General features: G+C 70.4%; 21 protein-coding genes. 8 read left to right on the top strand and 13 right to left on the bottom strand.

Annotated elements, in window-relative coordinates; genetic code table 11:
- Positions 1–32: 32 nt before the first annotated feature.
- Both N4G66_RS29070 and N4G66_RS29065 read right to left on the bottom strand, forming a co-directional pair.
- Complete coding sequence (locus N4G66_RS29070; protein WP_261707208.1) at positions 33–668, bottom strand: DUF6230 family protein; 636 nt, start codon at positions 666–668, stop codon at positions 33–35.
- Between the two features lie 621 nt (positions 669–1289).
- A complete protein-coding gene (locus N4G66_RS29065; RefSeq protein ID WP_261707207.1) occupies positions 1290–2267 on the bottom strand; it encodes a tetratricopeptide repeat protein in 978 nt (325 codons plus the stop codon).
- Positions 2268–2512: 245 nt separating this feature from the next.
- Between N4G66_RS29065 and N4G66_RS29060 the strand changes: the two genes are divergently transcribed.
- Complete coding sequence (locus tag N4G66_RS29060; RefSeq protein ID WP_261707206.1) at positions 2513–3169, top strand: TetR/AcrR family transcriptional regulator; 657 nt, start codon at positions 2513–2515, stop codon at positions 3167–3169.
- Positions 3170–3530: 361 nt separating this feature from the next.
- Here the strand turns inward: N4G66_RS29060 and N4G66_RS29055 are convergent, their stop codons facing one another.
- The 4 genes from N4G66_RS29055 to N4G66_RS29040 form a co-directional block, all read right to left on the bottom strand.
- A complete protein-coding gene (locus N4G66_RS29055; RefSeq protein WP_261707205.1) occupies positions 3531–5231 on the bottom strand; it encodes an acyl-CoA mutase large subunit family protein in 1701 nt (566 codons plus the stop codon).
- Between the two features lie 74 nt (positions 5232–5305).
- Positions 5306–5644, bottom strand: a complete 339-nt coding sequence (locus N4G66_RS29050) for a DUF3817 domain-containing protein (protein ID WP_261707204.1) — start codon at positions 5642–5644, stop codon at positions 5306–5308.
- A 132-nt stretch (positions 5645–5776) separates the two neighbouring features.
- Positions 5777–6286, bottom strand: a complete 510-nt coding sequence (locus N4G66_RS29045; RefSeq protein ID WP_261707203.1) for a MarR family winged helix-turn-helix transcriptional regulator — start codon at positions 6284–6286, stop codon at positions 5777–5779.
- 135 nt (positions 6287–6421) lie between these two features.
- Positions 6422–7747, bottom strand: a complete 1326-nt coding sequence (locus N4G66_RS29040) for an MFS transporter (RefSeq protein WP_391858899.1) — start codon at positions 7745–7747, stop codon at positions 6422–6424.
- A 214-nt stretch (positions 7748–7961) separates the two neighbouring features.
- Between N4G66_RS29040 and N4G66_RS29035 the strand changes: the two genes are divergently transcribed.
- The gene (locus N4G66_RS29035) at positions 7962–8945 is read left to right on the top strand and encodes an ArsR/SmtB family transcription factor (protein WP_261707201.1); all 984 of its coding nucleotides are present in this window, start codon (positions 7962–7964) and stop codon (positions 8943–8945) included.
- A 103-nt stretch (positions 8946–9048) separates the two neighbouring features.
- Positions 9049–10041 (top strand): glycoside hydrolase family 6 protein, encoded by a 993-nt coding sequence (locus N4G66_RS29030; RefSeq protein ID WP_261707200.1) that lies wholly within the window; start codon positions 9049–9051, stop codon positions 10039–10041.
- Here the strand turns inward: N4G66_RS29030 and N4G66_RS29025 are convergent.
- Entirely contained in the window at positions 10034–11989 is a 1956-nt protein-coding gene (locus N4G66_RS29025) for a kelch motif-containing protein (RefSeq protein ID WP_261707199.1), read from the bottom strand. The genes N4G66_RS29030 and N4G66_RS29025 overlap by 8 nt on opposite strands.
- 3 nt (positions 11990–11992) lie before the next feature.
- Positions 11993–13777, bottom strand: a complete 1785-nt coding sequence (locus N4G66_RS29020; protein WP_261707230.1) for a glycosyltransferase family 2 protein — start codon at positions 13775–13777, stop codon at positions 11993–11995.
- Between the two features lie 120 nt (positions 13778–13897).
- On the opposite strand from N4G66_RS29020, the gene N4G66_RS29015 reads away from it, so the two are divergent.
- On the top strand, positions 13898–14026 hold the full coding sequence (locus tag N4G66_RS29015) for a hypothetical protein (RefSeq protein WP_261707198.1): 129 nt from the start codon (positions 13898–13900) through the stop codon (positions 14024–14026).
- Between the two features lie 118 nt (positions 14027–14144).
- On the opposite strand, the gene N4G66_RS29010 is transcribed toward N4G66_RS29015, so the two are convergent.
- Entirely contained in the window at positions 14145–14438 is a 294-nt protein-coding gene (locus N4G66_RS29010; RefSeq protein ID WP_261707197.1) for an MTH1187 family thiamine-binding protein, read from the bottom strand.
- On the bottom strand, positions 14435–14779 hold the full coding sequence (locus N4G66_RS29005) for a DUF3817 domain-containing protein (RefSeq protein ID WP_261707196.1): 345 nt from the start codon (positions 14777–14779) through the stop codon (positions 14435–14437). The genes N4G66_RS29010 and N4G66_RS29005 overlap by 4 nt, the downstream gene beginning before the upstream one ends.
- A gap of 192 nt (positions 14780–14971) precedes the next feature.
- Between N4G66_RS29005 and N4G66_RS29000 the strand changes: the two genes are divergently transcribed.
- From N4G66_RS29000 to N4G66_RS28985, 4 genes are all read left to right on the top strand, one after another.
- A complete protein-coding gene (locus N4G66_RS29000; protein ID WP_261707229.1) occupies positions 14972–15604 on the top strand; it encodes an AIM24 family protein in 633 nt (210 codons plus the stop codon).
- A 1-nt stretch (position 15605) separates the two neighbouring features.
- Positions 15606–16256, top strand: coding sequence for an AIM24 family protein (locus N4G66_RS28995; protein ID WP_261707228.1), 651 nt, complete (start codon positions 15606–15608; stop codon positions 16254–16256).
- The gene (locus tag N4G66_RS28990) at positions 16253–17053 is read left to right on the top strand and encodes an AIM24 family protein (RefSeq protein WP_261707195.1); all 801 of its coding nucleotides are present in this window, start codon (positions 16253–16255) and stop codon (positions 17051–17053) included. The genes N4G66_RS28995 and N4G66_RS28990 overlap by 4 nt, the downstream gene beginning before the upstream one ends.
- A gap of 104 nt (positions 17054–17157) precedes the next feature.
- Positions 17158–17634: a MarR family winged helix-turn-helix transcriptional regulator gene (locus N4G66_RS28985; protein WP_261707194.1), complete on the top strand. Its 477-nt coding sequence runs from the start codon at positions 17158–17160 to the stop codon at positions 17632–17634.
- Positions 17635–17636: 2 nt separating this feature from the next.
- Here N4G66_RS28985 and N4G66_RS28980 read toward each other — a convergent pair whose 3' ends face one another.
- From N4G66_RS28980 to N4G66_RS28970, 3 genes are all read right to left on the bottom strand, one after another.
- The gene (locus tag N4G66_RS28980; protein ID WP_261707193.1) at positions 17637–18914 is read right to left on the bottom strand and encodes an MFS transporter; all 1278 of its coding nucleotides are present in this window, start codon (positions 18912–18914) and stop codon (positions 17637–17639) included.
- Between the two features lie 379 nt (positions 18915–19293).
- Positions 19294–20250, bottom strand: a complete 957-nt coding sequence (gene meaB, locus N4G66_RS28975) for a methylmalonyl Co-A mutase-associated GTPase MeaB (RefSeq protein ID WP_261707227.1) — start codon at positions 20248–20250, stop codon at positions 19294–19296.
- 40 nt (positions 20251–20290) lie between these two features.
- The gene (locus tag N4G66_RS28970; RefSeq protein ID WP_261707192.1) at positions 20291–21493 is read right to left on the bottom strand and encodes an acetyl-CoA C-acetyltransferase; all 1203 of its coding nucleotides are present in this window, start codon (positions 21491–21493) and stop codon (positions 20291–20293) included.
- Between the last annotated feature and the right edge of the window lie 29 nt (positions 21494–21522).

The following is a 21522-nucleotide window of genomic DNA, read 5'->3' as shown; positions in this document are numbered from 1 at the left end:
GGCCTAGGCCTCCTCGCCCACCCCTGGGGTGCTCAGTAGCACTCGTGGGTGCCCGCGGACACCGACATCTTCAGACCGCTGAGCTTGAACGTACCGGCGGTGGTCGCCCACGCCGTCTGCTTCACGTCGGTCAGCGTGGCCGAGGTGGCCTGCTGGGCGAACCCGTAGGGGTTGGCCTGCTCGCCGCCGCCCTTCATGCCGGGACCCTTGGTGGCGTCCTTGGCTGCGACACCGATGTCGATGCCACGGAACGTCGCGTCGGCGCCGAGGTCCTCGACGTCGATGTACAGGTTGTCGGCATGAACCGGCGTACCACTGCCACCGGCCTTCAGCACGAGGCTGACGGAACCGAGGTACGGGATACCCGGGGTCACGACAGACTGGCACATGTTGGTGATGTCGGCGCTCGTGAACGCCGACACCGCGACGGGGTGCAGCGCCGACTTGCCGTCGAGGCCGGTACCGGTGTCGAGAGCTCCGTACTGCGAGAAGCCCTGGCCGTCAAGCTTGTCCGCGGACACCTTGAACGACTGACCGGAAACGCTGAACGACGCGGCGAGGGCACCCTGCGCGAGGGCGACACCTATCGCTGCCGTGGCTGCCACGCTGGGCACCATGACGACGGCGAACCGCTTCCATCTGGTCCCGCCACGCACCTGGGACATCATATTTTCCTCCTTCTCGGACGTACATCTCCTGGCCCTGACTGCCACGTTGCGGCGGCTCAGCCGGGCAGGGATGGGAGAAGTGCTACGTCCTCGGGAAGGAGAGCGCCTGTACCCGGAGGTGCTATTGCACCCGAATCACCGGCGATCACCCCCGAGCGACAACCACTGGTCGCGCCTGACACACATCACGCACAACCTGCTGGACAGGCTCTGCCGGACGGCAAAGACCCCCCTGCCCAAGAACCGACCGCACTGGCTGTCGGCCCTACTCGGTGGGGACCCAGAAAGTCCGCCGACCCGATTGGCTGTCGGGGTGCGGGAATGGACCGAGCGTCGCCGATCGTGGTGCATTCTCGCCGTGGGCACAAGGGGGTTCGTTACTGGCTAGTAACGGCGGGATAACCGAAGAACGACCCGTCGGTATCGGGTGGCGACTCAGGGTGGCCCCGCAGGGGGTGACACAACGGTCAAATGCCGGACGGAACCAGACAGTTCAACGCCCTCGACTTACTACGAGTAACAGCGGCCGCGTTTACCAAGTTTTGGTAAAGCGCGGCCACATGTACCCCTGTCGGTCAATCTTTCACCCGGGCATCACAGGCCCTGACGTTTAGGGACTGGTCAGAACAGAGCCCGGGCCAGTGCCCGGCGCGCCGCGACCACGCGCGGGTCGTCGGGCCCGACCACCTCGAAGAGCTCCAACAGCCGCAGCCGTACGGCGTCCCGGTCGTCGCCCGCCGTGCGCCGCACCGTCTCGATGAGCCGCCCGAAGGCGTCCTCGACATGGCCGCCGACGAGGTCCAGGTCGGCCCCCGCGATCTGCGCCCGCACGTCACCGGGCTTCTCCGCGGCGTCCTTGCGCACCTGCTGCGGATCGAGACTCTGCACCCGCTGGAGCAACTCGGCCTGGGCCAGCCCCAGCTTGGCCTCCGTGTTGCCCGGATCGTCGCCCAGCACGTTCTTGTAGGCCTGCACGGCACCGCCGAAGTCGCCCGCGTCCAGCGCCTGTACGGCGGCCTCCAGCAACGCGTCGTACGGTCCGGCCGGCAGCTCCTGCTCCGTGGGGGCCGCACCCGGCCCGGCGTCCGAGTCGACCGTCAGGCCGGTCAGACCGAAGCGCTGCTCGGCGACCTGGACGAGCTGGTCGAGGGTCCCGCGGATCTGCGCCTCGGCGGCGGCTCCCTGGAAGAGCGGCAGGGCCTGTCCGGCCACCACCGCGAAAACGGCCGGAATCCCCTGGACCCCGAACTGCTGCATCAGCATCTGATTGGCGTCGACGTCGATCTTGGCGAGCACGAAGCGCCCGTCGTACTCGACGGCCAGCCGCTCCAGGACCGGGCTCAGCTGCTTGCAGGGCTCGCACCACTCGGCCCAGAAGTCGATGACGACGGGCACCTCGGTGGAGCGTTGCAGGACATCGTGCTCGAATCCCGCCTCGTCGACGTCGATGACAAGGCTCGCGGGGGTCACGGCGCCACCCCCGCCGCCCTGCCTGGCCGCTTCGGCGCGCGCCTGCTCCGCCTTCGACTTGGCCTCCTGGGCCGCCTTCACCGCGGCGAGGTCGACGACTCCGCTCATGGACATGTTCCGTGGCTGCATGAGTACATCCTCCCCCTTCCTCGCGCACGTGTGAAAAGCGTTGTGAAAGCCAAGCCTTGTCATGCGTGTTCGGCGTCGGGTCCCCACCTGACGCCTGTGCGGTTGTCGCCGCGTTCGAGCTTTCGCTACGAGTCGTAGCGTAACTGTGCGAGGGCATGCCTGTGCACCGTCTCCCGGTGATCTCCCTCACGGCTTCACAGAACCGCCGGATATGGCTGTTGAATCGGCCGGATATGGTCACTGACATGCAATGTCGCTCCCAGGCGGCCCGTACGGGCCGCCCCCGCAGCGCCGCCGCGGACGCCGCGATCCTGGAGGCGACGCGCACGGCCCTGGTCGAACTGGGCTGGTCCAAACTGACGTTGGGGTACGTGGCGACCCTCGCGGGAGTCGCGAAAACGACCCTTTACCGTCGCTGGGCGGGCAAGAACGAACTCGTCGTCGACGCGGTGGCCGAGCTCTTCGACGAGCTGGAACTCCCCGACCGGGGCAGTCTGGCCGCCGACATCGAGGGCGTGGTGCTCCAGTTCGCGGCGATCCTGGACCGCCCGGAGGCGAAGACGGCGCTGATGGCCGTGGTGGCGGAGTCCACCCGCGACGAACCGCTGCGCGAACGCATCCGCACGTCCATCGTCGACCGGCAGAAGCGCCTGGTCATGGAGGGCCGCGCCCGCGCCCAGGTCCGCGGCGAGCTCCCGCCGGAGGCGGACCCCGCCTCCGCCGACCGCACCGCAGCCCTGATCTTCGACGTGGTCGCCGGAGCGGTCGTCCATCGCACCCTGGTCAGCGCGGAACCCGCGGACGAGGAGTGGGTGCGCTCGTTCACCCGGATCCTGCTCCTCGGCCTGACCGGCGCGACGGCCTCCGGCCCGGTATCCACGGACGGCCCGTCCGACGCCTGACCGGCGTCGGACGGGGCCGACACCCGCCGGGCGGGCGTCCGAGAGCCGACCGGAACGGCGGCCCGGGGGCCGAACGTACTGAGCCCCCGCCGCCCCGCCGGACGGCGTCTCCTCGGTGCCCGAGGAGCCGGCCCGGGGGTGAACTCTGGGGCGCCGGGCGGGATGGGGGCAACAGGGGCGTCAGGATGCCCACACGGGGCTTCCGGGCGACCGGGGACCGCCGGGCTGCGGAGCCCCTGGAGCCACGCCGGACCGGTCGACCGGAGGCCCGGCGGCTCGGTTGCCCGGCAGGCGGACGGCCCCGCGCCCCGGTGGCGCGGTTGCCCGGTGGCCCGGTGGCCCGGTGGCCCCGGCGGGTTTCTCAGAAGCCCGCCGGTTCCGTGTAGACGCCCCACTCGTCCCGCAGGACACCGCAGATCTCGCCCAGCGTCGCCTCGGCCCGCACCGCCTCCAGCATGGGGGCGATCATGTTGGACCCGTCGCGCGCGGCGGCGAGCATGGCGTCCAGCGCACCGCGCACGGCGGCCTCGTCACGGCCCTCCTTGCGCGAGGCCAGCTCCCGCACCTGCTCACGCTCCACCTCGTGGCTGACCCGGAGGATCTCCAGGTCGCCGGTCACGGACCCGTGGTGGACGTTGACGCCGACGACCCGCTTGTCGCCCTTCTCGACCGAGCGCTGGTACTGGAACGCCGACTCGGCGATCTCCCCGGTGAACCACCCGTCCTCGATCCCGCGCAGGATGCCGGAGGTGATGGGACCGATGGGGTGCCGCCCGTCCGGGTGCGCCCGCAGTCCGCGCTCCTTGATCTGCTCGAAGATCTTCTCCGCGTCGGCCTCGATCCGGTCGGTGAGCTGCTCGACGTACCAGGAACCTCCCAGCGGGTCGGCGACGTTGGCGACGCCGGTCTCCTCCATGAGCACCTGCTGCGTCCGCAGGGCGATCTCCGCGGCCTGCTCGGACGGCAGGGCGAGCGTCTCGTCCAGCGCGTTGGTGTGCAGCGAGTTCGTACCGCCGAGAACCGCCGCGAGCGCCTCCACGGCGGTGCGCACGACGTTGTTGTACGGCTGCTGGGCCGTCAGCGAGACGCCGGCGGTCTGCGTGTGGAAACGCAGCCACTGCGCCTTCTCGGAGGTGGCGCCGTACACGTCCCGCATCCAGCGGGCCCAGATCCGGCGCGCCGCGCGGAACTTGGCGATCTCCTCGAAGAAGTCGACGTGCGCGTCGAAGAAGAAGGAGAGGCCGGGGGCGAAGACGTTCACGTCGAGCCCGCGGGAGAGCCCCAGTTCCACGTAGCCGAAGCCGTCCGCCAGCGTGTACGCGAGCTCCTGCGCGGCCGTGGAGCCCGCCTCGCGGATGTGGTACCCGGAGACGGACAGCGGCTTGTACGCGGGGATCTTCTCGGCGCAGTGCTCCATCAGGTCGCCGATGAGGCGCAGATGCGGCTCGGGCTGGAAGAGCCACTCCTTCTGCGCGATGTACTCCTTGAAGATGTCGGTCTGGAGCGTGCCGTTCAGCACGGCGGGGTCGATGCCCTGGCGCTCGGCGGCGACCAGGTACATGCAGAAGACCGGCACCGCGGGCCCGCTGATCGTCATCGACGTCGTGACGTCACCGAGCGGGATGTCCTGGAAGAGGACCTCCATGTCTGCGGCCGAGTCGATCGCGACACCGCAGTGCCCGACCTCGCCGAGCGCACGGGCGTCGTCCGAGTCGCGGCCCATCAGCGTGGGCATGTCGAAGGCCACGGAGAGGCCCCCGCCGCCGTTGGCGAGGATCTTCTTGTAGCGCTCGTTGGTCTGCTCGGCGTTGCCGAACCCGGCGAACTGCCGGATGGTCCACGTACGCCCCCGGTAGCCGGTCGCGTACAGCCCGCGCGTGAAGGGGTACTCCCCGGGCCAGCCGATCTGCTCGAAGCCCTCATAGTTGTCCCCGGGCCGGGGACCGTACACCGGCTCCACGGAATCACCGGAGAGCGTGGTGAAGTCGGCCTCGCGCTTGCGCGAAGCGTCGTAACGGGCCTGCCAGCGTCGGCGGCCTTCCTCGATGGCGTGAGCGTCCATACCCTCGAATTTACTAGGACGTCCTAGTAAATGTCGATGGCAAACCGCCGTACGGTCCCGTACGGCGGTGCGGATCAGGCCTTGACAGCCTCGGGGGAAGCCTCCGTGACCTGCGACTCCAGCTCGTGGCTGATGCGGCGCTCCACGAAGAAGGCGGCCGTGGGAATCGTGCCCGCCAGCAGCACCCAGAGCTGCTTGCCGACCGGCCACTTCGCCTTGGACCCCAGGTCGAAGGCGAAGATCAGGTAGACGACGTACAGCCAGCCGTGCGCGATGGCGACGACACGGGTGAAGTCCGCGGCCCCGTCGACGCCCAGGCCGTACTTGGCGATCATGCTGAGGCACAGCAGAACCAGCAGCACGCCGGTGACGTAGGCCATCACGCGGTAGCGGGTCAACACGCTCTTCTTCATGGCACGAGGGTAACCACCCTTTTTGCGCGATCTTCACGCGCCCCCACGCCTCGCCGCCCACCCCGGCACGCTCCGCCCGCCGCCGGACCGCCCGCCACCGGACCACTCGTCGTCGGACTGCTCGTCGTCGGACTACTCGTCGTCGAAGTCGTGCGCGGCGACCCGCAGCGGCCGCAGCATCGCGAAGATCTCCGCGCACTCCTCGGCGTCGTAGACCCCGAGCCCGAAGTCCATCGCCATCAGGTCGCGGGTGGCCGCGTCGCAGACCTCGCGTCCCTTGTCCGTGATGGAGGCGAGGGTGCCCCGCCCGTCGTTCGGGTTCGGGCGCTTGTCGACGAGCCCGGACCGCACCAGCCGGTCCACCGTGTTGGTGACGGACGTCGGATGCACCATGAGCCGCTCGCCGATCTTGGACATCGGCAGCTCGCCCGCCTTGGAGAAGGTGAGGAGCACCAGCGCCTCGTAGCGCGCGAAGGTCAGTCCGTACGGCCTGACGACCGCGTCCACCTCGGCCAGCAGGATCTGGTGCGCGCGCATGATCGAGGTGATCGCGGCCATGGACGGGACGGAACCCCAGCGCTGCTGCCAGTGTTCGTCGGCGCGGGCGATGGGATCGAAGGCAAGACTGAGCGGCTTCGGCACGCCAAAGACCTTACCGGCCGGTCACATCGTGGTCAGCCCCGTCTCGCGTTTCGGTATGCGCCCCCACGGCGGCCGGGTTCCGGGCCCCGTCGACCGGCCGGATCCACCGGCCGTCCGCGTCTCTCCCCCGCCTCTCTACTCGCCCCGTGCCCCGCCGTGTTCGGTCCGCCGAGCCGCGACCGCCAGGCCCGCGCAGACCACGGTCCCCAGCACGCTCGCGCCCACGACCGTCGCCCGCACCCCGGCGAACTCCGCCACCACCCCCGACAGTGCCATTCCGACGCCCTGAACGGTCATCAGCCCGGCCGTGTTCAACGTCATGGCGCGCCCGAGCAGTTCGTCCGGCACCGCCCGCACGAACCACTGGTCCAGGCCGAGGGTGTACGCCGATCCGGCGCCCGCGAGCACCAGCAGGACCAGCGACCAGCCGAGACCGGGCCGCAGCGCGTAGCCGGCGTAGGGCAGCAGCGTGACGCAGACCAGCGGGAGCGTGAGCCGGTTCCGGGTGGCCGGCCGCAGCCGCGACCCCGCGAACAGCTCCCCCGCGATCGTGCCGACGGGCAGCGCGCACATCAGCAGACCGAGCCCGGCCGTACCGGCCCCGAGCCCCTCGGCGTACGGCGCCGCCAGCGCCTCCGGCGCGACGACGAACATCGACGGCGCCCAGAACAGCAGGAGCAGCACGAGGATCCGGCGGTCGGCGAGCACCTGACGGGCACCACGCAGGGAGTCCCGCACGAGTGCCTGCCCCCCGTGCGCCCGCGCGGGCCGCCGCCGGGTGCCGAACCGCAGCAGCACGGCGGAGACGAGGAAGGTGCAGACCGTGACGAGGAGCGCGTGGCGCGGGGACACGACGGTGAGCAGCAGGCCGCCGGTCCCGAACCCGGCCAGCAGCGCGCTCTGCGAGAGGATCCGCAGCAGGGAACGGCCGAGCACGAACAGCTCCCCGTCGCCGAGGACGTCCGCGAGGGTCGCCGTCCGCGTTCCCTGGAACACCGGGGCGACCAGGGCGAGCGCGGCCCGCATCGTGAGCAGCACCGCGATGGGCGCGCCCGGCAGCACCATCACGGCCACGCATCCCGCGCACACCAGATCGCACACCACCAGGACCCGGCGGGCCGGGAAGCGGTCCGCGATGCCCGCGAGCAGGGTCCCGCCGATCAGATAGGGCAGAAAGCCGAGCGCGAACGTCAGGGCGCTCAGCAGCGGAGAGCCCGTCAGGTCGTAGACGAGGACGGAGAGCGCGATCTCACTGACGACGAGTCCGAGCAGCGAGAACGCGTGCGCGGCGAAGACGGCGCGGAACTCGGGCACGGCGAACACGGGACCGTACCCGGTGCGCGCGGGGACGGTTTCCGGGACATCTTTCGAGGCGCTCGGGATGCTCCCCGGCTCAGTCTCCGCGGCGCCCTCCGCGGCCGGCGTCGCGGTGCTCGTCACGGTGTACGCCGGGGCGGGCATCGCTTTGCCGTCCGGGGCGGGCGTCTCGGTGTTCTCCGTGGCGGGCGTCGCGGTCTTGTCCGCGGTGCTCGTCGCGGTCTTGTCCGCGGTGCTCGTCGGTACGGGCACGGTCGCCGTGCCCTTCGTCTCTGCTTCCGGCATGGGCGACAGCGTGCCCGGACCCGCTCCGGACCCGTAGAGTTTCGGCGTCAGCCGAATCTTCTGGGGTCGTGTCATGCCGTCACTGCTGCACTTCGGGGAGGACGACCTCCTCAACTGCCGGTTCGCGGTGTCGCCGCTGTGGGAGACGCAGGAGGCGGTGCGCACGCTCAACCGGCCCTCGCGGCACGGCTATCACGCGCACTGGCTGCGCCGTATGCGCGCGGCGGCCGCCGGACTCGACCTCGCCCCGCTGTGGCTGCTGATGCCGCAACGGGGCTACTCCCCCGACTGGCTCGGCCCGCCGCCGCTGGGCCCGGCGGCGAGCTTCGAGGAGGAGCTCGCCGCGATCCGCGCGGCCGACCCAGACGTGGCCCGCGAGGAGAGCGCGCGTTCACTCGCCGCGACCCCTGGCGCCCTCGCCTCGCCGCGCGGCCGGGCCCTGCTGGCCGACCCGGCCCGCATGGTGCGCGAACTCACCGGCCTGCTGGAACAGGCCTGGCACACCCTCGTAGCACCGGACTGGCCACGGCTGCGCGCCCTGCTGGAGGCCGACGTCGCCTTCCATTCACGGCGGCTCGCCGAGGTCGGCCTCGGCGGTCTCCTCCCGGAGATCGACCGCCGGTTCGGCTGGCGCTCGCACACCCTGACCGTCGAGGTCGGAGGCCGGCACGAACGGCACCTGGCCGGACAGGGCCTGGTCCTCATGCCGAGCGTCTTCTCCTGGCCGGACGTGATCAGCGGCTTCGAACCCCCCTGGCAGGCGACCCTCGTCTACCCCGCGCGCGGCATCGGCGGCCTGTGGGCCGAGCCGACGGACCGTACGCCCGACGCGCTCGTACGACTCCTCGGGCGCGGCCGGGCCGCCGTGCTCACCGCGCTCGACGAACCGGCCGGCACGACGGCCCTCGCCCACCGGCTGCGCCTCGCGCCGTCGTCGGTCTCCGCGCATCTCGCCGCCCTGCGCGACGCGGGCCTGCTCGTCTCACGCCGGTACGGGCACCAGGTGCTGTACGAGCGGACACCGCTCGGGATCGCGCTGGCGTCGGGCGGCGACTGACCCGGGGGCCGGGGGCGTACATCACGCCACGCCGCTTCCCTGTCGATATGCCCCCTTGTGCAACGATTGGTGACTTGTCGTCACCTTCGCGCAAGGGAGCAGCATGCCCCGGCTGATCCACGCCCTCGCGGCTCTCACGGTGCTCGGGCTCATGGCGGGCTGCGCGCCCGAGGTCGGCGAGGCCTCCGTCGCCGGTGCCGCCTCGAAACAGGCGGGCCCCGCCGCCCGCTCCCCCTTCTGGGTGGACCCGGCCGGCCCGGCGGCCCGGCAGATCGAGCTGTGGCGGCAGCAGGGCCGCACCCGGGACGCCCTGCTGCTGAAGCGGATCGCGGACCAGCCCGTAGCCCTGTGGCCGGCCGGCGAGCTCGACCCCGGCCCGGCGGTGCGCTCGGCGACCGCGTCCGCGACGCGGGAAGGACGGACGGCGCTGTTCGTGGCGTACGACATCCCGCACCGGGACTGCGGCCAGCACTCGGCGGGCGGGGCGGCGGACGCGGACGCCTACCGGCGGTGGATCGACCGGTTCGCCGACGCCCTCGGCGACGGCCGGGCCCTGGTGGTCCTGGAACCGGACGCGCTCGCGCACATCGTGGACGGCTGCACGCCCGGCGAGTACCAGGACGAGCGCGAGCGGCTGCTGAACGAGGCGATCGTGCGGCTGAAGCGCCAGCCGCGCACCAAGGTGTACCTGGACGCCGGGAACCCCGCCTGGATCCTCGATTCCGGAGAACTGGTCGAGCCCCTGGAGCGCGCGGGCATCGCGAACGCCGACGGCTTCTCGCTCAACGTCTCCAACTTCCAGACGAACGAAGCCGCCAAGCAGTACGGGGTCCGCCTCTCCGACCGGCTCGGCGGGAAGCATTTCGTCGTCGACACCAGCCGCAACGGCAACGGCCCGCTGGAGGGGGTCTGGTGCAATCCGCCGGGCCGGGCACTGGGCACTCCGCCGACCACGGCCACCGGTGAACCCGCCCTCGACGCCTACCTGTGGATCAAGCGGCCGGGCGAGTCGGACGGAGAATGCGGGGGCGGACCGGCGGCCGGGCGGTGGTGGCCGGACTACGCCCTGGAACTGGCACGCAACTCCGTCACCTGACCTGGATCCATTTCGCCTCGGACGGCGTGCCCTGACCGTCCGTCACGAAGAGCATGTACCAGCCGGGCGGCACCAGCGACGGGTCCCTCGGTACGTCGACGGTGACCGAGTCCGCGGTCTTCGTGAGCCCCAGTTCGATCGACCGCTGCTCGACGTCCGTGGTGTGGGTGACGGCGCTGGGGCGCATCAGCCGGGCCTTGACGACCCGTTCCGGGTGGTCGGTGGCGAACGTCGCCCGGTGGTTCCCGTCGAGTTCCTCGGGGCCGTGGCCCAGCGCCGGACGGTTCTTGCCGTTCCGGTGCAGGGCGGGCGGGGTGAAGACCTCCATGCGCTGTTCGAAGTGGCCCAGTTCGGTGTTCCGCCGGTCGTCGAAGAGCGGGTCGGAGCCGAAGGTGGCGACGCGGCCGTCGGGCAGGAGCAGCGCCTCGGAGTGGTAGTTGCGGCCCACGCTCGGGGACGCGGCCTCGTGGAAGGCGTTGGCCTTGGGATCGTAGAACTGCGCCTTGAGGATGTTGCTGGCGCCGCGGCCGCGGTAGTCCTTGGAGCCGTTGGTGGTGAAGACGGAGTCGTCCGGCATGATCACGCTGTTCAGATAGCGCGTGCCCTGGGGAAGGTCGGGGCCGTCCTGGAAGGCCGGGCTGTCCTTCTTGAGGTCGACGACGGCGGTGCGGGCGGTGGACTTCCCGGACTCGCCGACGCCTCCGCCGCCGAGGATCATCACCTTCTGGTCCTGGGCGGGCGGGAGCAGGAGCGAGGCGGAGGTCTCCGTCCGGTCGGCGTCCCGCAGACCGGGCACCTTCTGGAACGTGTTGGTGCGCAGGTCCCACAGGCCCGGCTCGCGGCCCCGGTCGGCAGGTCCGTATCCGGCGTTGGAGGCCGGGTAGAAGAGTTTGCCGCCCTTGGTGAGGAAGAGGGCCGGGTAGGTGGGGAAGTAGCGCTGCGGGCCGGGGCTCCACTTCTTCGTCCTCGGGTCGTAGATCTCGTTGTCGCCGGGGTCGATGACCCCGACGTCGTCGAGGCCGGAGACGGCGAGGACCCGCCCGTCGTCGAGTCCCACGAGGGTCGGGTACCAGCGGGCCTTGTCCATCGGGTCGACGGGGATGTACTTCTCGGCCTTCGGGTCGAACTCGTAGGCGGCCCTGATGCCCTGGAAGTCCTGCTTCTCCAGCGTGATCTTCTCCGAGAGGCCGTACGTGTTGCGGGCGTCCTCGCCGCGCAGGCCGACGATCTCGTACTGGGCCTGCCGGTCGGTGACCGACCCCGGTCCCTTCTCCTCGGCCTCCACGAAGACACGGGCCTCGCCGGCCGTGACCTCGGTCTTCCAGGGCTGCATGACGCCGGCCCTGTCGTACGTGATGATCTGGTTCCGGCCGGCCCTGGGGACCGTCACGTCGACCCTGCTGACGTAGTCGACGCCGGCCGGTGAGCGGAAGACGGTGCCCTTCTTGAGGACGATGGCCTTGTCGGGGTTCTCGTTCTTGACGCGCATGCCGCCGCCGGCCCGTACGACCTCGCCTTCCAGCCGCTCATAGCGGGCGGTGCCGCCGGCCACGAGCATTCTGCCGTCGGGGAGCTGTGCGTGTCCGGAGCAGAAGAAGTCGTCCGGGGTGGGGACCTTCTTGAAGGTGTCCGTCCTCGGATCCCACAGGATCGTGTCGAAGGACCCCTTGTCGAACTTCTTCTGCTCGTTGCCCGACCCGGCGACGATGAGCACCTTCCCGGTGTGCAGCAGGGCCGCGTGGATCGCGTTGGTGCGGTACTTCGCGGGGATGTCGATCCGGCTCCAGGAGCCGTACTTCGCCTGGTAGGCGGGCTGGGAGATCTTGTACTCGTAGTACTTCTCACCGGCGAAGCCGAGCGCCGCCGGGGCGTTGAGTCCCGCGAGGACGGCGATTCCCGCGATGCCGAGCACCGTCTTCTTCGTCTTCTTCGAGGGCCGGTACGCCATGGCCTAGGTGCCTCCTGTCGTGGAACCGGTGACCGTCATGGGGGTGCCGGCCGCGGCCGGCACCGGTTCCCCGCTGTCGTGAGCGCGGGCGGGGGCCGGCAGGGCGAGCCGGGTCCGGCGCTCCTTGAGGAGGGTGAGGACCCAGACCGCGACCGGTGCGAGGGAGATCCCCATGGCCAGCAGCGCCCAGGTCCGCATGGCCGCGTGGGTGTGGCCGAGGACGACCGACGCGCCGAGCGAGACGGCGAGCAGCGCGGCCCAGCCGAGGTGGACACGGAAGGTCCGGAGCCGGTCGGGGCTGGCGTCGCGGCCCTTCGGAGTGACGACGAAGCGGCTGGGGCGCCGGATCAGGGCCTCGCTCAGAGACTTCAGATAGATGGGGGCCGACAGTGCCGACATCGCCATGCCGGCAAGGCCGCCGGATCCCTCGGGTTCGTGCGGCGAGACGTTGTGCCGCCGGTTCCACAGGTAGAGGCAGATCTGCAGGGCGGCGGCGTCGCTGTAGAGCATCAGCCACACGGAGGCCGTCACCTGTGTCCCGGAGGCCCCGAACCACAGGAACAGAAAGCAACTGAGCATGCCCAGAAGCCAGTTGACGGCCGTCATCGGGTAGTAGAGGAGCATCAGGGTGTACGAGAAGAGCCGGCCGAAAGGCATGGTGAACGGCGCCTTCCAGTACTGCTTGAACAGGGTCTCGTAGGTGCCGCGCGACCAGCGCGTCTGCTGGGTGAAGAAGTCGGTCCAGGAGGAGGGCCCTTCGCCGACGGCGAGGACGTCCGGTGTGTAGACGGACCGCCAGTGCCGGCCCGTCCGGGGGTTCCGGTGCCGGTGCAGTTCGAACCCGGTGGCCATGTCCTCGGTGATGGAGTCGTACAGCCCGCCGATCTGCTTGAGGGCCGCGATGCGGACGACGTTGTTGGTGCCGACGAACATGGGCGACCCGTAGCGGTTGCCGGCGCGCTGGATCAGGGCGTGGAAGAGGAACTGCTGGGACTCGGCGGCCTTGGTGACGGGGTTCCCGTAGTTCCCGTACACCTGGGGGCCGACGACGAACGCGACGTCGGGGTCCCGGAAGTAGCCCATCATGCGCTCGAGAAAGCCGGGCAGCGGGACATGGTCGGTGTCGACGGAGGCGAAGAAATCGTACGCGTGACCGTACAGGGAGAGCCACGCGTTGTAGTTGCCGTGCTTGGTCCTGGCCCTGTGACTTCCCTCGGGGCGGTTCCACTCGGGCACCCCCTTGCGGGTGAAGTGCCTCACCCCGAGCTCGGCGCACAGGGCCCTGGCCTGTGTGTCGTCGCCCTCGTCGAGCAGCCAGATGTCGAGGCGCCCGGTATGGGTGATGCCCACCGCGCCTTCGAGGGTGGCGCGGACCGTGGCGAGGGGTTCCTTTCCCGGAACGTAGGTGGTGAGGAAGGCGACCCGGGTGCCCTGCGCGGGGACGACGGGAACGGGGTCGCGCGCGACCATCGTCGCGTGGGCGATGCTCATGACGTTGACGACCATGAAGAACTCGATCAGAGCGATGGCGACGAGCATGGTGGTGTCGAGGGCGATCAGCCAGGGCTCGCCGCCTTCGCGCTCCACCCAGTGGGTGGGCCACACGAGGTAGACGAGGAGCGCGCCGGTGAGGACCGGGGCGAGGGTCATCAGCACGATGGCGCGTATTCGGTGCGGTCCCCGCGACAGGAGCTTGGTGTACCGCACCCGGTAGTCCGTGCCGGACGGCTGGGTCAGGGGTCCGGCGAGTCGACTGTAGGTGTCGTAGTCGTAGCCCTCGGGCCGCACATCGCCCTCCAGTGGTTGAACGTGCCCGGTGATCGTTCTGGCTGGTACCCACACATAAGTGGAGTTTTGACGACGTGTCGAACGGGGCGCGTCCGAAGGGGTGCGGGGGCGTGCGGGCGGGTGGTCTTTCGCCCCCGGGGCGGCCGTTCGGCCGCGGGCGTGGAACTGCGCGCCCGCGCGGGGCCGGTGGCGCCGCAGGCGACCGGCCCCGTCACCACCGCCCTCACCGTCACCGCCGCCGGAACATGAGAGAACCCCGGCCCTGGGGACCGGGGTTCTCTGCGCGGGGCCCGCGCCCCGAGGTCATGCAGTCACGCCGTTATGCCGTTATGCCGTTATGCCGTTATGCCGACATAACGGCACGGCGTCATGCCGACAGGTGCCGTTCCACCGTCTCCACCTTGGAGGTGAGGCCGTCCGTCACGCCGGGACGGATGTCCGCCTTGAGGACGACCGAGACGCGGGGCGCGCGTTCCTCGACGACGGCGACGGCGCGCTTGACGACGGCCATCACCTCGTCCCACTCACCCTCGATCGACGTGAACATCGCGTCGGTGCGGTTGGGCAGGCCCGACTCACGGACCACGCGGACGGCGTCGGCGACGTACTCCCCCACGTCCTCGCCGACACCGAGCGGCGTCACGGAGAAGGCGACGATCATGCGTTCACGACCCCTTCCTTGCGGGCGCGGGAGGCGACGACCGCGTCCTCGGCCTCGCGCTTGAGCTTGCGCTCGGCGAAGAAGCCGCCGGTGGGCAGGACGGAGAGGACGAAGTAGAAGGCCGCGATGCCGACGCTCCACCGGGCGCGGTACCAGGCGAACGCCCAGAGGACCACGTACAGGACGAAGAGGGCGGCGTGGACCCGGCCCATGACGGGCACGGCATCGAAGTCCGTGGTCCGCTTCAGCACCGAGCAGACGAGCAGCAGCAGGAAGGAAACGGCTTCGGGCGCCGAGACCAGACGGAGCCGGCGGAGTGCGGTGGCGGTCTTTATGTCCACGGGTCACCTTCGGTGGGTTTCGCTGTCGGGGGGGACGCTCACCTTGTGAACGCAAGCACAAGCGTCCGGGACATTGTGGCATCCGAAGGACGCGATCCCGGGTCCGGGGCCCCTAGGGGTCGGCTCAGGGGTCGGATCCACCCGTGGGCTCTGTCGGCGGTACGGCGCTGCGGCTACCTTCACAGAGTGGCGATGTTTCGACTTCAGGGCAGCAAGGTGCTGGCCGTCGACGTGACCGGGGACGCCGTGAAGGCGAAGAACGGCTCCATGGTCGCGTACGACGGTCAGATGGCCTTCAAGAAGCTGAGCGGGGGTGGTGAGGGGATCCGGGGGATGGTGACCCGGCGCCTCACCGGTGAGCAGATGACGGTGATGGAGGTGAAGGGGCACGGCACCTGCTGGTTCGCGGACCGGGCCTCGGAAATCAACCTGGTGGCCCTTCAGGGGGACAAGCTGTACGTGGAGTCGAGCAATCTGCTCGCCACGGACGCGGGTCTGCGCACGGGCACGACGTTCACGGGGCTGCGCGGCGCCTCCCAGGGCAACGGTCTGTTCACGACCACCGTCGAGGGCCACGGCCAGGCGGCGATCATGTCGGACGGGCCCGCGGTGGTGCTGCGGGTCAGTGCCCAGTACCCATTGACGGTCGATCCGGGGGCGTACATCGCGCATCAGGGCAATGTGCGGCAGTCGCTGCAGTCCGGTGTGACGTTCCGCACGTTCCTCGGCGAGGGAGGCGGCGAGGCGTTCCAGATGCGCTTCGAGGGCGACGGGCTGGTCTACGTCCAGCCCAGTGAGCGCAACACGATCGCGGGGGATGTCTGACATGGCGTTCCGCGAGGTGAACTCGAAGATGGTCGAGGCGACGGTGATGCCGGGTCAGCGGCTGTTCAGTCAGCGCGGCGCCATGCTCGCGTACAAGGGCGAGGTGTCGTTCACGCCCAACATCCAGGGCGGGCAGGGCGGTGTGATGTCGATGATCGGCCGCCGGCTGGCCAACGAGGCGACCCCCCTGATGACCGTCGAGGGCGCGGGCACGGTGCTCTTCGGGCACGGCGGCCACCATGTCCACGTGATCAGCCTCACGGGTGACACGTTGTACGTCGAGGCGGACCGGCTGCTGGCCTTCGACGGGACGCTGCAGCAGGGCACGATGTTCCTGGGCTCGCAGGGCGGTGTGATGGGCATGGTGCGGGGCCAGGTGACGGGTCAGGGGCTCTTCACGACCACGCTCAAGGGCCACGGAGCGGTGGCCGTCATGGCGCACGGCGGTGTCTTCGAGGTCCCGATCACTCCGCAGCGGACGGTGCACGTCGACCCGCAGGCGTACGTGGCGCACCACGGCGACGTGCGCAACAAGCTGTCCACGGCGCTGGGCTGGCGCGACATGGTGGGCCGCGGTTCGGGCGAGGCGTTCCAGCTGGAGCTGAGCGGGAGCGGTTCGGTGTACGTCCAGGCCTCTGAGGAGAAGCTGTGAGCGGGTACGGAGCCCCGGGCGGCCCGGTGATCCACGATCCGATGTCGCTGCCGGTCGACGACAACGTCAACAACTACACCTTCTGCGTGGAGCTCAAGGGAAGCGAGTGGTTCCTGCAGAAGGGCAAGATGATCGCCTACTACGGATCGATGGAGTTCAACGGGATCGGGCACGGCCGACTTGACCGTCTTGTCCGTACGTCGTTCCATTCGCCTCTGCACGCGAGCGACTGGGTCGTGGCACAGGGTTCGGGCAAGATGCTCCTCGCCGACCGGGCCTTCGATGTGAATTCGTACGACCTCGACGAAGGCAACCTGACCATTCGCTCGGGCAACTTGCTCGCTTTTCAGCCAAGTCTCGCGCTCAAGCAGTCGATCGTGCCGGGCTTTCTGACACTGATCGGAACCGGCAAGTTCGTGGCTGCGTCAAACGGTCCGGTGGTGTTCATGGAACCCCCGATCCGGGTGGACCCGCAGGCCCTCGTCGGATGGGCCGACTGCCCGTCCCCGTGCCACCACTACGACCACGGGTACATGACAGGCGTAATGGGCGGTCTACGTGCGATGACGGGCCTCGGAGGGGCTTCCGGGGAGGAGCACCAGTTCGAGTTCGTGGGGGCAGGCACGGTACTGCTCCAGTCCACCGAGATCCTGATGGCGGAGCAGGCCACAGGGGCGGTCCCGCAGCAGGCCGGAGTACCCGGCGCGGGAGGGGTGCCCGGTCAGCACGGGCAGCAAGCCGGCGCACCGCGCCTTCCCGGACAGCTGGGGGACCTCCAGCGTCGCTTCGGGCTGTGAGCGGTAGTCTGCGGAGTGTGACATCGAACGTGCATCGAACGCGTGCACACGGTCACACAACCCCTCACTAGTTCGCCTTTCAACATTTTAGGTAGACTTCATTTATGGAGACCGAGACGGCCACGCGCTGGCTGACCGATGCGGAGCAGTGCGCCTGGCGCACCCACCTGGAGGTCAACAGGCTGTTGACGTACCAGCTCGAAAGGGACCTTCAGCCGTTCGGGCTGACGATGAACGACTACGAGATCCTGGTGAACCTCTCCGAGTCGGAGGGCGTTCGCATGCGGATGAGCGACCTGGCGTCCGCCACCCTCCAGTCCAAGAGCCGTCTCTCGCACCAGATCACGCGCATGGAGAACGCGGACCTGGTGCGCCGTGAGAACTGCGAGTCCGACCGGCGAGGGCTGTACGCGGTCCTCACCGAGCACGGCATGGAGACGATGAAGAAGGTCTCGCCGCATCATGTGGCGTCCGTACGGCGGAACTTCATCGACCTGGTGTCACCGGAGGCACTGGAGGATCTGCACAAGTCGCTGCGGCCGATCGCCGAGCACCTGCTCGGGCAGCGCGGCAAGCCGTAGCACTAGCCGGGGAGTTGCGCGCCGTCCGTCTCGGCGGGGCGCGCGACCCCGGCCGCACGGCGCCCCGCGTCCGCGTCCGGACGCGGGGTTCTCGCGTTCCGTACACAGACCAGGGCCGCGGCCAGGGCCAGTGTTCCCGAGAGCGCGAAGCACAGCCCCAGCGACAGCCTGCCCACCAGCAGGCCCGCGCCGGCGGCGCCCCCTGAACTCCCCGCGTTCACCGCGGTGTTGACCCAGGCTCCGGCCTGGGTGCGGAAGCCGGGCGGAGCGGCCGCGTCGGCCATCAGATAGGACGTCGTCAGGGCCGGGGAGACGAAGAAGCCGGCACAGGCGACGGCCGCGGTCAGCGCGCCGAGGCCGGGGGCGAGCCCCGCTGCGAGCAGCGTGAGGCCCAGAGCGCCGGCCAGCAGCGGCAGCCGTACGCCGGGGGCCGTGCGCCAGTCGACCGCGCCGTTCAGCAGACCCCCCAGCGCGCTGCCCAGCGACAGCGCGGCGAGCACCCAGGCCACCACGCCCGCGCCGTGGTGGTGTTGCCCGGCGAACGCCATGACCAGGAGGTCGACGGCGCCCAGCGACAGGCCGACGCCGAGCGCGACGACGACCGGCTGGGCGAGCGCCCGTCCACCCCGCCACCGGCGCCCGGCGTGCGCCGCTTTCGCCGCGGCCGGACGGACCCCCGCCACGACCGGGGAGAGGACGAATGCCAGGGTTCCCGACCACACCAGCAGGGCGCTCAACGCGACCGCCGCGGCAGGCGGCGCCGCCTGCACGACCGCGCCGACGAGCAGCGGCCCGGAGACGAAGAGGATCTCCTCCACGACACCGTCCAGGCTGTAGGCGCGCTGCAACAGCCGCTCGTCCTGGACCACTTCGCCCCACACGGCGCGCATCGTGGGTCCGAGCGGTGGAGTGCAGGCGCCCGCGGCGACCGCCAGCGCGCCGATCGCCGGTACGGGCGCGCCGGGCCGCCAGGCCGTGGCCGCGAAGGCCGTGAGCAGGCCCGCGTAGAGCGAGGCCATGGGGATCAGGGCACGGCGGGCGCCGTACCGGTCGATCAGCGCCGCCCGCGCGGGCGACAGGAACACGCTCATCGCACCGAACAGCGCCATGACCGTGCCGGCCACGGCGTAGGACCCGGTGGCGCGGGCGGTGGTGAGCATCATGGCCAGGGAGACGACGCCGTACGACAGACGGCCGGTCATGGCCGCCACGAAGGTGCGGCGGGCATGGGGAACGAGGAAGAGCGCGGCGTAGGACGGCCGCGAGGATGACGCAGACATGGGTGGAGTTCCTCAACAGCGAGGCGGGACAGGGGTCGCCGGAGTGCCGCGACGCCGCGGTCACAGTGCCGCGTGTGCGTCGCGGGCCTGGGCGGGCCCTATGCCAGGAGGAGGAACATGCCGCTCAACGTAACAGCGGGCGCGGGGAGTCGGCCAGGAGTTTTCCCGAACCCCGCGCTCCGCGCCACACGGTTGGCCCGGCCGGTTCCGGTTCACCGCGGGCAGCGCGAAGGGCGCCCGTTCCAGGAGGGAACGGGCGCCCTTCGCGTACGACGGCCGAGAGCCACGCGTCGGCCCCGGAGCGCACCGCGCGGTGCGGCGCCGCACCGCGCGACACCACGTCGGAGCGCGCGCCCCGCACTGCCGGGTTCGCCGTCGCTCAGGCCTCCGTGAGGCCCTCGATCAGGGAGTCGGCGGCCCGGTAGGGGTCCAGTTCGCCCGCGACGATGCGCTCCGCGAGGGCGCTCAGGCGGCGGTCGCCGTGGAGGTCGCCGATGCGCCGCCGCAAAGCGGTGACGGCGATCGTCTCGACCTCCTGGGACGCCCGGGCGAGCCGGCGCTCGGCCAGCACGCCGTGCTCCTCCATCCACGCCCGGTGCTTCTCCAGGGCCTCGACGACCTCGTCGATGCCCTCGCCGCGCGCGGCCACGGTCTTCACGATCGGCGGGCGCCAGTCCCCCGGACCGCGGGACTCACCGAGGCTGAGCATGTGGTTGAGCTCGCGGGCGGTGGCGTCGGCGCCGTCACGGTCGGCCTTGTTGACGACGTACACGTCGCCGATCTCCAGGATTCCCGCCTTGGCCGCCTGGATGCCGTCGCCCATGCCGGGGGCCAGCAGCACCACCGAGGTGTCCGCCTGGGAGGCGATCTCGACCTCCGACTGGCCGACACCGACGGTCTCCACCAGGATCACGTCGCAGCCCGCCGCGTCCAGGACGCGGATCGCCTGGGGGGCCGACCAGGCAAGTCCGCCCAGGTGGCCGCGCGTCGCCATCGAGCGGATGTAGACGCCCGGGTCCGAGGCGTGGTCGGACATCCGGACGCGGTCGCCCAGCAGCGCGCCCCCGGAGAACGGCGAGGACGGGTCGACGGCCAGCACACCGACCCGCTTGCCCTGCCGCCGGTAGGCCTTCACCAGCGCCGACGTCGAGGTCGACTTGCCGACTCCGGGCGATCCGGTGAGCCCCACCACGTACGCGTTGCCGGTCAGCGGGGCCAGCGCGGCCATGACCTCACGGAGCTGCGGTGCCGCTCCCTCCACGAGGGAGATCAGCCGGGCCACCGCCCGCGGCCGTCCTTCCCTGGCCTGGGTCACCAGCGAGGAGACGTCCTGCATCACAGCTCCGTTCACGAGGGGTCGGTCGTTCGAACGCGGGTCAGGCCTTGGCCACCCGCACGATCAGGGCATCGCCCTGACCGCCGCCGCCGCACAGGGCGGCCGCGCCCACGCCGCCGCCGCGCCGCTTCAGTTCGAGGGCGAGGTGCAGCACGACCCGGGCGCCGGACATGCCGATCGGGTGACCGAGGGCGATGGCGCCGCCGTTGACGTTCACCTTTTCCGTGGAGACCCCGAGGTCCTTCATCGACTGGACCGCGACGGCCGCGAAGGCCTCGTTGATCTCGATCAGGTCGAGGTCCTCGACCTCCAGGCCCTCCTTCTTCAGGGCGTGCAGGATCGCGTTCGAGGGCTGCGACTGCAGGGAGTTGTCCGGCCCCGCCACATTGCCGTGCGCGCCGATCTCCGCGATCCACTCCAGACCCAGCTCCAGCGCCTTGGCCTTGCTCATCACGACCACGGCGGCCGCGCCGTCCGAGATCTGGGAGGAGGTGCCGGCGGTGATGGTGCCGTCCTTGGCGAAGGCGGGACGCAGCTTGCCGAGCGACTCGGCGGTCGTCTCGGCGCGGATGCCCTCGTCCTTGCTGAAGACGACGGGCTCGCCCTTGCGCTGCGGGATCTCGACGGGTGTGATCTCCGCCTCGAAGATGCCGTTCTTCTGGGCGGCGGCCGCGCGCTGGTGGGAGAGGGCGGCGATCTCGTCCTGCGCCGGGCGCTGGATCCCGAGACGGGTGTTGTGCTTCTCCGTGGACTCGCCCATGGCGATGCCCTCGAAGGCGTCCGTCAGACCGTCGTACGCCATGGCGTCGAGCATCTCGATCGCGCCGTACTTGTAGCCTTCGCGGGACTTCGGGAGCAGGTGCGGGGCGTTCGTCATGGACTCCTGGCCACCGGCGACGACGATGTCGAACTCGCCGGCGCGGATCAGCTGGTCCGCGAGGGCGATGGCGTCGAGGCCGGAGAGACACACCTTGTTGATGGTGAGGGCCGGGACGCTCATCGGGATGCCCGCCTTGACGGCGGCCTGGCGTGCCGGGATCTGCCCTGCCCCGGCCTGGAGCACCTGGCCCATGATCACGTACTGCACCTGGTCGCCGCCGATGCCCGCACGGTCGAGGGCGGCCTTGATCGCGAAGCCTCCGAGGTCGGCCCCGGAGAAGGACTTCAGCGAGCCCAGCAACCGTCCCATGGGCGTTCGGGCGCCCGCGACGATCACCGAGGTACTGCTGTTCGTTCCAGACATGAGGTGCGATCCCCTTACCGGCTTGCACA

Origin of the sequence: Streptomyces rhizosphaerihabitans (assembly GCF_025399795.1) — a bacterium.
In the GTDB taxonomy this organism is placed as follows: Bacteria; Actinomycetota; Actinomycetes; order Streptomycetales; family Streptomycetaceae; genus Streptomyces; species Streptomyces rhizosphaerihabitans.
Note: the sequence above shows the minus strand (reverse complement) of the source record. Positions and strands in the feature narration are given on the sequence as shown.

Bases quoted from the DNA above. Each gene is read 5' to 3' on its own strand.
- N4G66_RS29070 (WP_261707208.1), bottom strand. From the start codon at position 668: ATGATGTCCCAGGTGCGTGGCGGGACCAGATGGAAGCGGTTCGCCGTC.
- N4G66_RS29065 (WP_261707207.1), bottom strand. From the start codon at position 2,267: ATGCAGCCACGGAACATGTCCATGAGCGGAGTCGTCGACCTCGCCGCG.
- N4G66_RS29060 (WP_261707206.1), top strand. From the start codon at position 2,513: ATGCAATGTCGCTCCCAGGCGGCCCGTACGGGCCGCCCCCGCAGCGCC.
- N4G66_RS29055 (WP_261707205.1), bottom strand. From the start codon at position 5,231: ATGGACGCTCACGCCATCGAGGAAGGCCGCCGACGCTGGCAGGCCCGT.
- N4G66_RS29050 (WP_261707204.1), bottom strand. From the start codon at position 5,644: ATGAAGAAGAGCGTGTTGACCCGCTACCGCGTGATGGCCTACGTCACC.
- N4G66_RS29040 (WP_391858899.1), bottom strand. From the start codon at position 7,747: ATGCCCGCCCCGGCGTACACCGTGACGAGCACCGCGACGCCGGCCGCG.
- N4G66_RS29035 (WP_261707201.1), top strand. From the start codon at position 7,962: ATGCCGTCACTGCTGCACTTCGGGGAGGACGACCTCCTCAACTGCCGG.
- N4G66_RS29030 (WP_261707200.1), top strand. From the start codon at position 9,049: ATGCCCCGGCTGATCCACGCCCTCGCGGCTCTCACGGTGCTCGGGCTC.
- N4G66_RS29025 (WP_261707199.1), bottom strand. From the start codon at position 11,989: ATGGCGTACCGGCCCTCGAAGAAGACGAAGAAGACGGTGCTCGGCATC.
- N4G66_RS29010 (WP_261707197.1), bottom strand. From the start codon at position 14,438: ATGATCGTCGCCTTCTCCGTGACGCCGCTCGGTGTCGGCGAGGACGTG.
- N4G66_RS29000 (WP_261707229.1), top strand. From the start codon at position 14,972: ATGTTTCGACTTCAGGGCAGCAAGGTGCTGGCCGTCGACGTGACCGGG.
- N4G66_RS28995 (WP_261707228.1), top strand. From the start codon at position 15,606: ATGGCGTTCCGCGAGGTGAACTCGAAGATGGTCGAGGCGACGGTGATG.
- N4G66_RS28985 (WP_261707194.1), top strand. From the start codon at position 17,158: ATGGAGACCGAGACGGCCACGCGCTGGCTGACCGATGCGGAGCAGTGC.
- N4G66_RS28980 (WP_261707193.1), bottom strand. From the start codon at position 18,914: ATGTCTGCGTCATCCTCGCGGCCGTCCTACGCCGCGCTCTTCCTCGTT.
- meaB (WP_261707227.1), bottom strand. From the start codon at position 20,250: ATGCAGGACGTCTCCTCGCTGGTGACCCAGGCCAGGGAAGGACGGCCG.
- N4G66_RS28970 (WP_261707192.1), bottom strand. From the start codon at position 21,493: ATGTCTGGAACGAACAGCAGTACCTCGGTGATCGTCGCGGGCGCCCGA.